Below are 13,944 nucleotides of genomic sequence, written 5' to 3'. Positions count from 1 at the left end.
TTTTACGTGTCGCTGGCCGCTTCCGATTGGGCCTGATCTCTTAATGGCGCGTATTCCGGCAGGAAAGTGCGGGTGTAGGCTTCACGGGCGCGGCGTGCCTGCTCGTCCAGCTCGGTCGTTATGTAGCCATGTCGATGGACCGAGAGCGTCCAGATCGCATCGTTGACTACCAACATCTCGGTAAGCCGGTCGACGAGGTTGGGAATTTCGGGGATGGCGAAGAGTTTGGTGAGTTCGAGTGCCGACAATTCGGCGAGCTGCCTGTCGACCTCGAGATCGCGCGCGCGGATGGTTGCGGACAGGCCCGAGCCCAGCAGCAGGCGCCTGGCCGCCTTTCTTTCGTTGAACCTGTCCCTCGCTTCGGAGAAGCGGAAAGCGTGCAATTCCTGCCAGCTCGCAATTCCGGCCGGAGGATCGCTGTCCATGTCGCGCACGAACTCGCGATAATAGCGTTCGGCCAGGGCGACGAAGACGAGGCTCGCATCGGGAAAGAAGTGGTAGATCGACGCTGGCGGCACTCCCGAGGACTCGGCGAGAGTATATACGCTGATATCGTCCGGCTCCTTGTCTTCGAGAAGCGCGGCCGCTGCATCGAGAATGGCGTCGAAACGCTTGCGGCTGCGCTCCTGTCGCGGTTCGCGATAGCCTGATGACGATGCTGCTCCCAAGGCCTTCACTCCGATCGATAATTCGATGGCGATCATAACGCGCGCACCCGCGCGCTCAACCGAAAAACCCGATAAAAATACCGATAAATATCTATTTCAAGCTTGACATACGGGCTCTCCTTGGGAAATTGCCCGCTCAAACACGATATGAATCGTTTTGATCGTTTGGGAGGGGATTTATGAAAGTTTCGATCGGCTCGGCCGCCAAATCAGTCCTGCTGGCTGGATGTGCCCTGGGGGGTGCCCCGCAGGTCCATGCCCAGACAAATCCCGATGCCTCGCTCGGGCAGTCTGCCGAGGAAGAGTACGAGAATGAGGCTATCGGAGAGCCGATCATCGTCACGGCCCAGCGCAGAAGCCAGAATGTGCAGGACGTACCCATCGCCATCTCGGCATTCGGTGGAGACACGTTGACCGAAGCGAGCATTCGCGACCCGCGCGACCTCACATTGCTCGTACCCAGCCTTTCGATGCAGGCGGGGACTGCGGCCTCGACCACTTCGCTCTTCATTCGCGGCGTCGGTATCGGAGATTTCAATTCCAACACGACCGGCGCGGTCGGCGTCTATGTCGACGACGTGTTCCTGGGCGCCAACTCCGGAAAGCTCTTCAATGTCTTCGACAGCGAAGGGATCGAAATTCTCAAAGGGCCGCAGGGGACGCTCTACGGTCGCAACACGACCGCCGGTGCGATCCGCTTCTCGTCGCGAAAGCCGACGGACTATTTCACCGCCGATGCCAACATCCTTTACGGCCGGTTCGACGAACTCGTGGCCGAGGCCGGCGTCGGCGGCCCGATCGTAGGTGAGGCGCTGACCTTTCGTGCGGCAGGGACCTATCATCGTCGGGACGGAACAACGCTCAATCGTGTCACGGGAAACCAGGTCAACGATATCGATCGCTGGGCGCTACGAGGGATTATCGATCTCAGGCCGACCGACGATCTGTTGCTCAGGCTTAGTGTACATGGCGGCAAGAGTACTGGCGGTGCGCGGCAGTTTCAGCATCGCGGGCAGGGTGTCGATTTCTTCGGCAATCCGGCAACGCTTCCCGATGGCACGCCCACCGATGGCCTCGGCTATGCCGATACCGACGACGACATCTTTGCAGGCGACTACAATGTCGAGGGTGCGGAGCGCATCTCGACCTTCGGCGCGTCGCTGACCGGCGAACTCCAGCTTGGCTCGGTCCTGCTCACCTCGATCACCGCCTATGAGCAGGTCAACCGGGAAACGCTGGAGGATACCGACGCGAGTCCGGCGGATCTCGTCGTCGCCTATTACGAGGACCGCCCGAGGCAGTTCAGCCAGGAAGTCAGGCTCCAGTCGGACGACGGGGGCGACTTCAACTGGATCATCGGAGGCTATTACTTCCACGACGAGCTGAAGACCGACAACGCCTTCGATCTCCTGCGCAGCCTGCGCGATCCGAACGATCTCCTCGGGACATTCGACCCGGTCAATTCGCTTGGATTGCTGCGCTACCCCTACACGCAGGATACCGACAGTTATGCGCTGTTCGGTCAGGCAGACATTCCCTTGACCGAACGGCTGACCGCGACGGCCGGCCTGCGCTATTCTCATGACACGATTGCGATGGAATATCGGAGCCTCTTCGATGCAATCGGAGGCATTGCCCCGACCAAGGCCTATTCAGACGTCACCGTTCCGATCCTCGACTTTTCAGGCGAAGAGAGTTTCGAGGATCTCAGTTGGCGCCTCGCCCTCAACTATGATCTCGACGAAACTCTCGTCTATGCCTCCTTCTCGAAGGGCTACAATAGCGGGGGTTTCGCGGGCGGTGCTTCGACGGACCTCGTCCAGTTGCAGCCTTTCGGGTCAGAGAAACTCTATGCTTATGAGGTCGGCCTCAAGACGGAAATTCTGAACCGGTTAGTCCAGTTCAACGCCGCCGCATTCTACTACGATTATCGCGACCTTCAGGTGTTCGTGTTCGACCTGACCGGCCCCATCCCGGTGCAGCGCAAGGTCAATGCCGGCAATGCACGGGTGTATGGGTTCGAGGCGGATACGACCATCCGCCCGTCACGCAATTTCGATCTTTTTGCCTCGATCACCTTGCTCGATGGCAAATATGAGGAATTCGACGCATTCGGGGGTGCCGCGTTCTCGGGTAACCGGATGGTCAACGCGCCCGAGTTTTCCGCGGCCGGGGGCGTCAATTTTCGATACCCGCTTGGGGCTGGCGGCGATCTGAAGGCCCGGATCGACGGTTCCTACACATCGTCGATATTCCTGTTCCCCGACAACGATCCGGTGTCGCGCGTCGACGATCACGGCCAGGTCAATGCGCGCCTCGCCTGGCAGAACGCCAGCGAGAGTCTCGAACTGGCCATGTGGGGCAAGAACATCTTCGGGGAGAAATACATCACCTCCTATGCTCCCGTGATTACGTCCGACCAGCTCAACTACAATGATCCGAGCACCTATGGCGTCCAACTGATCCTGAAATACTAGGCTGCTTGAGATCGGCGCGGCGTTCGGATCGCGCCGATCGGCTGACCCTGCTGCCGGGTCGCAAATCCGCAGGTCTAGGGACGAGAGAGATCGCGATCGACCTTCGCATCGATCCTGCCAAGATAGCCCAGCAGCGCTTTCACTCCGAGCCACCGGAACGGCTCGGGAGGCAGGGGAAGCGAGTGGCGGCGGAGAAGTTCGACCCAGCGGTTTCGACGGCCCATGACAAGGTCGGCCGCCATCGATCCGGCGAAGGTCGCCTGCGCGATACCGTGCCCGTTATAGCCCATTGCGTGGACGATCCGGTCCGATTTGTCGGCACCGAAGAAGGGCAGGAAATCCAGCGTCATCGCGATCCATCCTCCCCAGAAATCTTCGATCGCGACATCCCGGAGTTCGGGAAACCGCTTGCGGAACAGGTCCGCCAGGGTTTGAAAAGCCGATGGCTGCGACCCGGGGGCGAGCTTGCTGCCGAAGGCATATTGAACGACCTTCGAGCCCCCGAGGATTCTTCCATCGGGCAGGGGGCGAAAATTTTCGAGCGATTCATGCGCGGTATAGATGCCTTCGCGGCGTGCCCAGCCGACCCTGTCCCATTCCGCCGCCGACAGCGGCCGGGTGCGAAAAAGGGACACCCGCAGCGGGAAGACGCGATGGGCCATCCGGCCGAGTGTCGAGGGCGTATAGGCATTCGTCGCCAACACCAGCTTCTCGCAATCGAGCGATCCGCTGGCGGTTCGGAGATGGACCCGGCTGCCTTTCCGTTCGATCGAGGTTACGGAGGTGTCTTCGAACAATTCGACCCCGGCTTGCAATACGGCTCGCCGTAATCCCTGTACGTACTTGCCCGGGTGAAGATGCCCGCCGCTGGCCTCGATCGCGCCGAGTTTGACGAATTGCGGGAGGTCGCGCGAACGCACATCGGCCTCGTCGAGAAAATGAAAAGGGGCGCCGACCATCTCCGCGACCCGGGCCGCGCGCTCCAGCGGTGGGCGATGGCGGGCATGCAGGCCGGCAATTACATTGCCCCCTGGGCGATAGTCGCAATCGAGCGATAACCGGACGATCTTCTTCTCTGTATGCTTGACCGCCTCTTCCGCGAAGCCAACGAGGTCACCGGTGCGCTGCTCCCCGAAATGTCTCAGCAGCGTAGGCAGGTCCTTGCCGATGGTCGGGGTCAGATGTCCGGCATTGCGCCCGCTCGCTCCGGACCCGCAGAAATCCTGCTCGACCAGTGCGACCGAAAGCCCGCTTTCGCGCAGGGCCAGGGCGGTGGAAAGGCCCGTATAGCCGCCGCCGACAATTGCGACATCGGCGCGTGTATGTCCGAGCAGGGGCGCTTGCCGGTCTTCCGGTTCGGAGAGCCAGGGGCTCAGCTCACGGAAAGGGAAAGCGTTCAATCTGACGCTCCGATCGGGACGCCGAAGCGGGTCAGGACGTTGCGGGTTATCCGGTCGATATAGGGATCGCCCGCGGCCAGGCCATGCACCCATTCGGTGGTCCCCGCATTGAACACTTCGCCATTTCCGCGGCGGAACGAGGCCATGACCGCATGCCCGTGTTGCAGACGTTCGCGGTTGACCGGATTGTCTTCTCCATGCGCGATCCGCGCGAGTATGGCGATATCGCCGGGCGGCACGATCGGCGGGTAGGGCGCGGCCGGGTCTTCGAACAGCGTGGCCGGTGCGAGCGCGATGATGGAGAGATCGTCGGGGACGCCAAACCCTCCGTCGGGCACGGGCAAACCGCGCCGGTCGAAACGAATGGGGCAGCCATCGTTCTCGTAGCCGACCAGCGGGATGTCGCCGCCGATGCAATCGCCATAGTAGAGATCGGTCCCTTCCAGCGCCCAGTGCTTGTCGTCATAGATGGTGTAGGCGGCCGATCCCCGTCCGACGCACAGGCCGAGGCGGTGATAGCCGCCATAGAGGAAGGAAAGCCCCGTCATCTCCGCTTCCGGGCGTCCAAAGGCAGGGTGCGACCACATATGCGTGCCGTCGCGGCCCTCTTCCGGCGTGCCCCATAGGGGATCGTCGCTCTCGCCGCGCCATTTATGGACTGCCATGACCTGGCCGTCCTCCTCCCAGCGGACCTTCCAATATGCTGTGTTTCCGGAGAAGACGATCAGATTCCCTCCCGCCTCGTGCAGACTGTCGATCGCATCGCGTGCGGGGGCCGACCAGTATTCGCTATGGCCGACCAGGAAGACGGCTCGATACGGATCGAGGATTCCGGCACCCGCTTCGAGGTCCTGATCGGTGAAATAGTCGAGTTCGACCCCGTTTTCTTCCGCCCAGCACACGAAAGCGTGTTCCCACTTGCCGACGAAGCAGGCGGAGAAGTCGTAAGGGGATGGTTGGTGCTCGGCCATCCATTCAGGCGTTGCAGGGTGCGCGGCCATGCCCAACTCGCGCGGGGCGGGATTGACCAGTCGCGGCTGGCCGAGGCGAGGCATCAGCAAGCCCTGCGCATAAGGCCGCATGCGCGATAGCCGCCCTTTTGCCTCCTGTTCGGACCCGGCGGCATCGACCTCGCCACGCATCAATTTCTCGACATGCGCGTAGGAGTTTGCCCCGCCCCAGTAATTGTAGGCCTGGTAGGTATTGGTCGCGAGGACGATCGCGGCCCGAGAGCGAGGTTTGCCTGGCCCGGGTTTCAGGTTGAAGAAATGATGGGTGCCTTCACCCTCGGCTCCGGCAAGGTACAGATCGTAATAGCCGGTCTTCCAGTCGGCGGGGATCGTGAACCGGAGAACGACGGGCCAATTACACCCGCAAGATTCGACATTTGCCGGTATCTCGCCTTGGTCGATGGCGATGTCCTCGACCGTCGATTTAAGTTCGTTTGTGCTGCCAACCCGCGAAATCTTCAAATGGTAAAGACCAGGGGGTGCGCTGGCGTGTATGGCGAGTTCGTCTCCGGGCGCTACGCTGACCCGATCCGGGTAAAACCATGGTAAGCTCATAAATCGATAAATATCGATTTAATTTTCCCTGTCAATGCGGGCGCGACAATGCTCATGCTTTCTCGGTCCCGTGAAGAAGCCCGGCCCTCCAGCTCTTAAGAGCATGTATGGGATGGATCGATTGGATGCCCGCGGCGAAGCTGGTGGCGGCACCGTCCACCATGGCTCACAGCGGCGGCCGACGAACCCGGTGACAGGCGCTCGAGTGAATGTTTCTAGTAGCCCCAAGCCGTCCTTGGCCTGGCCCAATTCGCTTGAAACAGCTCAGCTCGAAACCCGCGCAATCGCAATTCGCATTTCTCGGGGTGATGTGGCGCGTTGATTCAAGACGGATCGGGACCGAGCATCCATTGTCGGGTGACAGCAATAGGAGCTCTGAATGATCCTTCGGTACACGATCATGTATGTCGAGAATGTCGCAGACAGCCTCGCATTCTACGAGCGCGCTTTCGGGTTGAAGCGCGGGCTACTCCATGAAGGCGGAGATTACGGAGAGCTTGTCACGGGAGAAACCAAGCTCGCTTTTTCGTCGGTACAGTTGATGCGGCAGCTGGGAAAATCGCCAGCTCCGGCAAATCCCGATGCCCCCGTCTTCGAAATTGCGTTTGAGACGGACGATGTCGCCGCCGCCTTGGAAAAGGCGAAGGAAGCCGACGCAATCGTGAAACAGGATGTTCGGGACGAACCGTGGGGCCAGACGACCGCGTATATTGCCGATCCCGATGGCTATCTGGTCGAAATTTGCTCGCCAGTGGCGCCGTCAGGCAGCTAGTCCGGCGATTGCGCCCGGTCGGCACTCACTCATAGCCGCGGGCCTTCAGCGCTTCGGCGACCGGCCCGCCTCGTCGCAATTGACCGGGCGTTGTGCCAAGCCAATGCTGCAATTCGCGCGTCATATGGGCCTGGTCCGAAAAACCAGCGTCGACCGCCATTTCGACGAGACTGTCTTGTCGAGCCTGAATTGAAGCGATCTTGGCCGCGACTCTTCGGACGCGGGCGAGGCGGCGCCACCACGCGGGAGAACGGCCCATCGCTTCGTTCACCACGCGCTGAAAGGTGCGGATGGACACACCCAGTTCCCGCGCGGCATCCGCAGTGCCGCGAGCGCTCTTGAGGGCGGCCAATGCCTCCGTCGTTCGCGGGCAAGCAATCAGGGCCTGCCGGATCGCCGCCATGTCATCGAGATCGGCGCGATCCATAGCCAGGACGGCACCTGGATCCGCGCTCACCGTGACGCCGGGACGAAGGCGCAATCCGATGAAAGAGTCGCCTTCGCGAACCGCAATCCGGCGCGGAAAATCGTCCAGCCCGCTGACGAAGACGACCGGCGCAAGGCCGATCGATTTGCGAATGATGACATCGCGGCAGCCATCGGGAACGATGGTCTCGTATCCAGTACTTCGGGCTGTGAAAGACCACTTCTCAAGGATCAATCGCTCGGCCACTCAATCGTTGAAACTGCCGATAAGGAAAGCAGGAACCACTGTCCGGTGCCTTGCGCGGGAGGGGGCCGTGCATGGCGGCGGCCCCCGATGCCTATTTGAGCGGCAGGATCTTGCTGATGATGTAATCGGCCGCTTCCTCCGGTGTCATTTCGACGGTGTTCACCCGGATCTCGGGGTTTTCGGGGGCTTCGTAAGGGCTATCGATGCCGGTGAAGTTCTTCAGCTTACCTTCGCGGGCCTTTTTATAGAGCCCCTTGACGTCGCGCGCCTCGGCCACCTCCAGCGGCGTATCGACATGGATTTCGATGAACTCGCCGGCATCGATCATGTCGCGCACCAATCGGCGATCGGCGCGGAACGGGCTGATGAAGGCGGTGAGAACGATAAGCCCCGCATCGGTCATCAGCTTGGCCACTTCGCCGATGCGCCGGATATTCTCGATCCGGTCGCTTTCGGTGAAGCCGAGATCTTTATTGAGGCCATGGCGCACATTGTCGCCATCGAGCAGGAAGGTGTGGCGGTTCATGATCGCCAGCTTCTTTTCCACCTCGTTGGCGATGGTCGACTTGCCCGAGCCCGAAAGCCCGGTGAACCACAGCACGCGCGGCGTCTGGTTCTTCATCTGGGCATGATGTTCGCGGGCAATGTCGGTTGGTTGCCAGTGGACGTTCTGGCTGCGGCGCAGGCTGAAATGCAGCATGCCCGCCCCGACGGTGTGGTTGGTGATCTTGTCGATCAGGATAAAGCCGCCCAGCGCCCGGTTTTCGGCATAGGGATCGAACACGATGCGCTTGTCGGTAGTGATTTCGCACACGCCGATCTGGTTGAGATGGAGCGTCTGCGAAGCGAGATGTGACCCCGAGCCCGCCGGATTGTTGACGTCGACCTCGTATTTCGGGTGCGCAACGGTGACGCTGACCGTCTGCGTGCCGAGCTTGAGCCAATAGGCACGCCCGACCACCAGCGGCTCGTCATCCATCCATACGATGGTGCTTTCGAACTGGTCGGCGACCTCGGGCGGACTGTCGGCGGTTGCCAGCACATCGCCGCGCGAACAGTCGATTTCGTCTTCGAGCGTGATCGTGATCGACTGGCCGGCGACGGCTTCCTCGAGATGACCTTCCGCGGCGGCTTGGTTTGCGGCACCGGCGCCGGGCATGACGACGATCGATTTCACCTTGCTCGTCTTACCTGACGGCAGCGAGCGCAGCATGTCGCCCGGTTTCACGGTTCCGGTGGCGATCTGGCCCGAGAACCCGCGGAAGTCGAGATTGGGGCGGTTCACCCACTGAACCGGCAGGCGGAATGCCTTGTCGCGATTGGCTGCACTGCGCACCTCGATCTGTTCGAGGTGGTCGATCAGCACCGGGCCTTCGTACCATGGCGTATTGTCCGACCGGGTGGTGATGTTGTCCCCCGCAAGGCCGGACATCGGGATGGCGGTGAATGTTTCGATCCCGATGCTTTCCGCGAAATGCTCGTAATCCGCGACGATGGCGTCGAACTTTTCCCGGTCGTAATCGATCAGGTCCATCTTGTTGACCGCGAGCACGAGATTCTTGATCCCGAGCTGGTGACACAGGAAGCTGTGCCGCTTGGTCTGGACCAGCACGCCCTTGCGCGCATCGATCAGAATGATGGCGGCATCGGCGGTCGAGGCGCCGGTCACCATGTTGCGCGTGTATTGTTCATGCCCCGGGCAGTCGGCGACGATGAATTTGCGTTTCTCGGTCGAGAAAAAGCGATAGGCGACATCGATGGTGATGCCCTGTTCGCGCTCGGCGGCGAGGCCGTCCACCAGCAGGGCGAAATCGATTTCCTGCCCCTGCGTGCCCACCTTCTTGCTGTCGTTTTCGAGCGCGGCAAGCTGGTCTTCGAAGATCATCTTCGAATCGTAGAGCAGGCGGCCGATCAGGGTCGATTTGCCATCGTCCACGCTGCCGCATGTGATGAAGCGCAGCATCGATTTGTTCTGGTGCTGCTCGAGATAGGCCTCGATGTCCTCGGCGATGAGAGCGTCGGTCTGGTAGATAGGGTCGGTCATAATTCTTGTCCCGTCATCCCGGCGGAAACCGGGATCGTTGTCGGTGAAGCCGGTCGGTTGGAGGGCGGCCCCGGATCAAGTCCGGGGTTGACGCTTCGGAACGCTGCGCATTCCGTGGCGCGTCAAAAATACCCCTCCTGCTTCTTCTTTTCCATCGACGCGTCGCCCGCGTCCTTGTCGATCACGCGGCCCTGCCGCTCGCTGGTGGTGGTCAGCAGCATTTCCTGCACCACTTCCTGCAAGGTAGACGCCTCGCTTTCGACCGCGCCGGTCAGCGGGAAACAGCCCAGCGTGCGGAAACGGATCGATCGTTCGGTGATCTCGGGGCGATAGCCCATGACCCTCTCCAGCCGGTCGATATCGTCGGCCATGAACAGCCCGCCTTCATGTTCATAGGTCGGGCGCTTGGCGCTGAAATAAAGCGGCACGATCTCGATGTTTTCGGCCATGATGTACTGCCAGATGTCGAGTTCGGTCCAGTTGGACAGCGGGAAGACACGGATGCTCTCCCCCTTCTTCTTGCGCGCGTTGTAGAGGTTCCACAGTTCCGGGCGCTGGTTTTTCGGGTCCCAGCCATGGGTTGCGGTGCGGAAGGAGAAAATGCGCTCCTTGGCGCGGCTTTTCTCCTCGTCGCGGCGCGCCCCGCCGAAGGCTGCATCGAAACCGTATTTGTCGAGCGCCTGCTTGAGCCCCTCGGTCTTCCACATATCGGTGTGCAGCGGGCCGTGATCGAACGGGTTGATCCCGCGCTCCTCGGCCTCGGGGTTCCGGTGAACGATCAATTCCATTCCCGCATCCTGCGCCGCCTTTTCGCGCAGCGCATACATGTCCTGGAATTTCCAGGTCGTATCGACATGCATCAGCGGGAAGGGCGGGGGCGAGGGGTAGAATGCCTTCCGTGCAAGGTGCAGCATCACCGCGCTGTCCTTGCCGATCGAATAGAGCATCACCGGCTTTTCCGCCTCGGCGGCGACTTCGCGCATGATATGGATGCTCTCGGCTTCGAGCCGCTGGAGATGGGTCAGAGTGGTGGTGTCGGTCATAAAATCGTCCTTCGAACCCGCGCTCGCTAACATGCAGGCATGCTTGCGAACCTCCCATATGGGAGGTATCCTGCTCAGATTATGCGAATTCCCAATCTTGGAGAGACAGAACTTCTTGTGCCCCTGCATGACGGGGTTTTCGAGCAGCCTCTATGGCAGACCTTCCTCGCGCGGCTGCGCGGCGTTTCGGGTGCTTCGGGGGCGATGCTGGTCCTGCAATCGGGGGAAGCGCGCGAGCGTATGATCCTCTCGCGCGGCGAATGTGCGGATCGGGTGGCAGTGCTGACGAGCGACATGCGCGAGGGCCGGGTCTATGCGCTGGCCGAACTTGCAGAGGATGCGGCCGGCGACCTGCGCGCGCTGCGGCTGTCCGATGGCGGCGGATTGGAAGCCTGGCTGGCGATCCTTTCGGACGGGGAGTTCCGCGCCGAACACTCCAGCCTGCTTGCTGCGCTTGCGCCGCATTTTCGTGTGGCGCTCAAGGTTCTGGCGTCGCTCGAACGCGAAAAAGCGCGCGCATCGATGAGTGCGGACGCCTTCGCGCGGATGAATTTCGGCTGGATCGCGATCGATGCTCGGTGCCGGATCGTCGGGTTCGATGGACAGGCGCAGCGATTTCTTCAGCGTTCGGGCGTGTTGCGGCGCGGCCCCTACGACCGGCTGATTTCGTCGTCTCCGGCAGCCGATCGCGCGCTGACCCGCTTCGCGCGGGAATGTTCGGCCGATCGCGGGGTTCGGCCGCGCGCCATCAATCTGGCGCGCGATCCCTGGATCGATATTCTCGTCTCGCCGGTTCGGCTCCCGGCGCTGGCGGGCGATGGCGAGGCCGTGGCGATGATCTATCTGCGCGGCGACCGGTCGTCGAGCGCGGACCGTCACGAACAACTGGTCGACCTGTTCGACCTGACGCCGGCCGAGGCGCGGCTGGCATGGTCGCTCTCGCAAGGCGCCTCGATTGCGGAGGCGGCAAGGCTGCACGGCCTGACTCTCGAAACGGCGCGCTATTACTCCAAGCGGATCTACGCCAAGACCGGCGCGCGCGGGCAGGTGGATCTGGTGCGCAATATCCTGACCGGGGTGCTCGCCCTGGCCTAGGGCCGGGCGCCTTTCCTACAGGGCAGGGGCTCCGCTATGCCCGTTTGCGGCTGCACGACGATGCCTGGGTCAGCGTGAGGCGGGAAACGATCGGCACCGGAAGGAAACGCGCAATGTGTCACCCTGGACCGACTAAAAGCGCAAATAAGTAAGTATTTTCAAATACCTGTCAAAGTAGGATTAGGCGGACACCGGTGTAACCATCTGTCACCTACAGGCCGGGTCGGTCCGCGCCGTGAGGTCGGGCCAGAACCGGTCCGCGCCGCGCGCGGTGACCGCGCTGCCGAGCCTGCGGCTCCAATGGGCATCGTTGCCATATTCCGAACGCCACTGCCACAGGCGTCGGGTCAAGTGGTGCAGGGCGTATTCCTGTGTGAACCCGATGGCGCCATGCACCTGATGCGCGACCGTGGTGCCGATTTCGATGGCCCGGTTGGCGCGCAGCTTCGCGGCCGCGATCTCGAACTGTGCGGCTCCGCGATTCAGCGCCTGCGCGGCGCCCATGGCGGCGCAGTTGGCGGCGGCCGCTTCGCAGGCGAAGGTCGCCAGCGATTGCTGGACTGCCTGGAACTTGCCCAGCGGGCGGCCGAACTGCTCGCGTTCGTTGACGTAGCCCACGGCGAGGCCGAGCGCGGCGTCGAGCGCCCCGGCGATCTGACAGCTCCGCGCGAAGGCCATGGCGAGTTCGCGCTCGATGCTTTCGGCCCGCTCGACGACCAGCGCGGCAAGGTCGATGCCGAGTGCATGGTAGCCCGCCAGCCGGAAGACGGTCAGCGCATCGAGCCAGTCGCCGCCGAACCCGCCCTCAGCCTCGGGTACGAGCAGCAGCGGCAAGCCCAGTTCCTCGAGTTGCGGCAGGGCGCGCTCGCTCGGCGCATCGGGGCCGAGTTCGGCAAACAGCGGATCGGCCATTTCGGCCAGCATACGGCGGGTGTCGCTCATCTCACGATCCGTCATCGAAGCCCCAGCCCCCTGGCAATGATCCCCTTGATGATTTCCCGCGTGCCCCCGCGCAGCGAGAAGCTCGGGCTGACCTGGAGGAGATAGAAACACACCGCGCGGAGCACCTCGGCCTCGGCATCGCCGAAATCGACCGCCGCCTGCGCCAGTTGGGGGATCGCCTGTTCGTAGGAATTGCCCAGATCCTTGACGATCGTCGCTTCCAGAGCCGGGTCCTCGCCGCGCGCCAGCTTGGCCGCCACCGATGCGCTCATCAGCCGCAGTGTCCATGCCTCGGCGGCGAGGCGGCCGACAAGTTCCTCCAGCGCCGGGTCATTTGCCTTGCCTGCATGGCGGACCAGTTCGAGGAACAGGGCCATCGAAGAAAGATACCTTTCCGGCCCCGAGCGTTCGAGAGAGAGTTCGGCGGTGGCCTGCTTCCAGCCTTCGCCTTCATTGCCGAGCAGGGCCGAGGCGGGCAGGCGCACGTCCTCCAGGAACACCTCGTTGAATTCATGCGCGCCGGTGAGATCGATGATCGGCTTCACGCTGACGCCGGGCGCATCCATCGGGATCACGAATTGCGACAGGCCCGCCTGCCGCTCGCTCCCCGCCTCGCTGCGCACCAGCGCGATCATGAAATGGCTCACATGCGCGCCGGTGGTCCAGACCTTCTGGCCATCGATGATCCACTCGTCCCCGTCGCGCCGCGCCGTGGTCCGTACCGAGGCAAGATCGGAGCCAGAGCCCGGCTCGCTAAGGCCGATACAGGCGTAGGCTTCGCCCCGCGCGATGGCGGGGACCCAGCGGCGCTTCAGCTCCTCATTGCCGAGCCTCAGCAGCAGAGGCCCGCTCTGCCGGTCGGCGATCCAGTGCGCGCCCACCGGAGCGCCTGCCGCCAGCAGTTCCTCGATCACCACATAGCGTTCGAGCTGGCTGCGCTCGTGCCCGCCATATTCGGTCGGCCAGGTCATGCCGAGCAGCCCCGCTTCGCCGAGCTTGCGGCTGAATTGGGGGACGGCTTTGGTCCAGCTATTGGCCCGCCGCACGGGATCCCTTTCCCCATGCTCGGCAACCAGCGCGCGCACCTGCTCGCGCAGGGCTGGTGCCGTATCGGGCCAGTCGACCGCTTCGGTGACGAAAGTCTGCACGCGCTCTCCTCTCTCGCGCACTGCTCTCGCCAATCTCACGCCGCAGCGCAAGACCCGTTGCATCGAGCAACGAATCCCGACAGTGTGATGGCAAGAGACGAATCCCCCAGATTTGCG

The 13,944-nt window shown here is 62.3% G+C and carries 11 protein-coding genes; 3 read left to right on the top strand and 8 right to left on the bottom strand.

The features are described 5' to 3' along the window. Positions 1–2: 2 nt before the first annotated feature. Entirely contained in the window at positions 3–704 is a 702-nt protein-coding gene (locus L5849_RS11745; RefSeq protein ID WP_236925732.1) for a TetR/AcrR family transcriptional regulator, read from the bottom strand. 143 nt (positions 705–847) lie between these two features. Here L5849_RS11745 and L5849_RS11740 point away from each other — a divergent pair, with 143 nt between their 5' ends. Next, complete coding sequence (locus L5849_RS11740) at positions 848–3,145, top strand: TonB-dependent receptor (RefSeq protein ID WP_236925731.1); 2,298 nt, start codon at positions 848–850, stop codon at positions 3,143–3,145. 74 nt (positions 3,146–3,219) lie between these two features. Here L5849_RS11740 and L5849_RS11735 read toward each other — a convergent pair whose 3' ends face one another. Then, a complete protein-coding gene (locus L5849_RS11735) occupies positions 3,220–4,545 on the bottom strand; it encodes an FAD-binding oxidoreductase (RefSeq protein ID WP_236925730.1) in 1,326 nt (441 codons plus the stop codon). Further along, positions 4,542–6,017 (bottom strand): N,N-dimethylformamidase beta subunit family domain-containing protein, encoded by a 1,476-nt coding sequence (locus L5849_RS11730; RefSeq protein ID WP_236925729.1) that lies wholly within the window; start codon positions 6,015–6,017, stop codon positions 4,542–4,544. Before L5849_RS11730 ends, L5849_RS11735 begins: the two co-directional genes overlap by 4 nt. Positions 6,018–6,489: 472 nt before the next feature. Here L5849_RS11730 and L5849_RS11725 point away from each other — a divergent pair, with 472 nt between their 5' ends. After that, positions 6,490–6,882: a VOC family protein gene (locus L5849_RS11725; protein WP_236925728.1), complete on the top strand. Its 393-nt coding sequence runs from the start codon at positions 6,490–6,492 to the stop codon at positions 6,880–6,882. Between the two features lie 25 nt (positions 6,883–6,907). Here the strand turns inward: L5849_RS11725 and L5849_RS16155 are convergent, their stop codons facing one another. The 3 genes from L5849_RS16155 to cysD form a co-directional block, all read right to left on the bottom strand. After that, a complete protein-coding gene (locus L5849_RS16155; protein WP_236925727.1) occupies positions 6,908–7,555 on the bottom strand; it encodes a helix-turn-helix domain-containing protein in 648 nt (215 codons plus the stop codon). A 91-nt stretch (positions 7,556–7,646) separates the two neighbouring features. Then, positions 7,647–9,599 (bottom strand): sulfate adenylyltransferase subunit CysN, encoded by a 1,953-nt coding sequence (gene cysN, locus L5849_RS11715; protein ID WP_236925726.1) that lies wholly within the window; start codon positions 9,597–9,599, stop codon positions 7,647–7,649. A 122-nt stretch (positions 9,600–9,721) separates the two neighbouring features. Next, positions 9,722–10,675, bottom strand: coding sequence for a sulfate adenylyltransferase subunit CysD (cysD, locus tag L5849_RS11710; RefSeq protein ID WP_255704392.1), 954 nt, complete (start codon positions 10,673–10,675; stop codon positions 9,722–9,724). Between the two features lie 84 nt (positions 10,676–10,759). Here cysD and L5849_RS11705 point away from each other — a divergent pair, with 84 nt between their 5' ends. After that, on the top strand, positions 10,760–11,737 hold the full coding sequence (locus tag L5849_RS11705; RefSeq protein WP_236925724.1) for a helix-turn-helix transcriptional regulator: 978 nt from the start codon (positions 10,760–10,762) through the stop codon (positions 11,735–11,737). A 207-nt stretch (positions 11,738–11,944) separates the two neighbouring features. On the opposite strand, the gene L5849_RS11700 is transcribed toward L5849_RS11705, so the two are convergent. Both L5849_RS11700 and L5849_RS11695 read right to left on the bottom strand, forming a co-directional pair. After that, positions 11,945–12,679: an acyl-CoA dehydrogenase family protein gene (locus tag L5849_RS11700; RefSeq protein ID WP_236925723.1), complete on the bottom strand. Its 735-nt coding sequence runs from the start codon at positions 12,677–12,679 to the stop codon at positions 11,945–11,947. A gap of 11 nt (positions 12,680–12,690) precedes the next feature. Next, positions 12,691–13,827 carry an acyl-CoA dehydrogenase family protein gene (locus L5849_RS11695; RefSeq protein ID WP_236925722.1) on the bottom strand — a complete coding sequence of 379 codons (1,137 nt, stop codon included), beginning with the start codon at positions 13,825–13,827 and terminating at the stop codon, positions 12,691–12,693. Positions 13,828–13,944: the final 117 nt, after the last annotated feature.

It is taken from the genome of Erythrobacter sp. SN021 (assembly GCF_021864455.1).
The sequence above is the reverse complement of the archived record's forward strand: the minus strand, read 5'-3'. Positions and strand labels throughout refer to the sequence as shown.

What these genes read in the sequence shown, in the direction of transcription:
- L5849_RS11700 (WP_236925723.1), bottom strand. Translation starts at nt 12,679, where the DNA reads ATGAGCGACACCCGCCGTATGCTGGCCGAAATGGCCGATCCGCTGTTT.
- L5849_RS11745 (WP_236925732.1), bottom strand. Translation starts at nt 704, where the DNA reads ATGATCGCCATCGAATTATCGATCGGAGTGAAGGCCTTGGGAGCAGCA.
- L5849_RS11740 (WP_236925731.1), top strand. Translation starts at nt 848, where the DNA reads ATGAAAGTTTCGATCGGCTCGGCCGCCAAATCAGTCCTGCTGGCTGGA.
- L5849_RS11725 (WP_236925728.1), top strand. Translation starts at nt 6,490, where the DNA reads ATGATCCTTCGGTACACGATCATGTATGTCGAGAATGTCGCAGACAGC.
- cysN (WP_236925726.1), bottom strand. Translation starts at nt 9,599, where the DNA reads ATGACCGACCCTATCTACCAGACCGACGCTCTCATCGCCGAGGACATC.
- cysD (WP_255704392.1), bottom strand. Translation starts at nt 10,675, where the DNA reads ATGTTAGCGAGCGCGGGTTCGAAGGACGATTTTATGACCGACACCACC.